At 38.1% G+C, this 541-nt stretch carries 1 protein-coding gene; it reads right to left on the bottom strand.

All coding sequences use genetic code 11. The annotated features are described in order from the left end of the window. Positions 1 to 48: 48 nt before the first annotated feature. Positions 49 to 486, bottom strand: a complete 438-nt coding sequence (locus INT03_RS00260; protein ID WP_193007114.1) for a hypothetical protein — start codon at positions 484 to 486, stop codon at positions 49 to 51. Between the last annotated feature and the right edge of the window lie 55 nt (positions 487 to 541).

The raw sequence follows: 541 nt of genomic DNA, 5'->3' as shown, positions 1-541 counted from the left end.
CAGAGCAATGAGGGGCTAACATGGCGATGTTAGCCCCCTTTTTTTTATCTATTTAAACTTGCTTAGATGGTTAGTGTCACCGCAAACTATAGTATGAACATTAAAGGGAGTTGCAGACAAAGCATCATGCTCACTACTTCCTAAAAAAGCGGCATTGGCATTTTTAATAGCATCAATCATAAATTCATAACCGCGCATCGTTTGATAAAAATTACCATAGAGAGCAACCGTAAACGAATAAACATTATCATGTTGCCCTAAGAAATCTATTGAGTTATCAGCAACAGGGAATTTATCAGATAAATTATGGCTTTTTAAGGTTTTTCGTAGAGTGTTACGCGCTAGAAGAAAAGCGCGGTCAAGGTTAGGGGCAGAAACGTGAATATTTTTAGACAGCAATACAGGGATATTAACACGCATAACGTTATCTTTAATGGCGATAGGGGCGGTATTGATAACTAATGTTGTTTCGGTGGCTAATGTCATGATTTTCTCCGTTGGTTAGGTCAGCACCTTGCCGACCTTGTATATAGTATTATAT

Origin of the sequence: Psychrobacter sp. PG1 (genome assembly GCF_014897815.1) — a bacterium.
Lineage (GTDB): Bacteria > Pseudomonadota > Gammaproteobacteria > Pseudomonadales > Moraxellaceae > Psychrobacter.
Note: the sequence above shows the minus strand (reverse complement) of the source record. Positions and strands in the feature narration are given on the sequence as shown.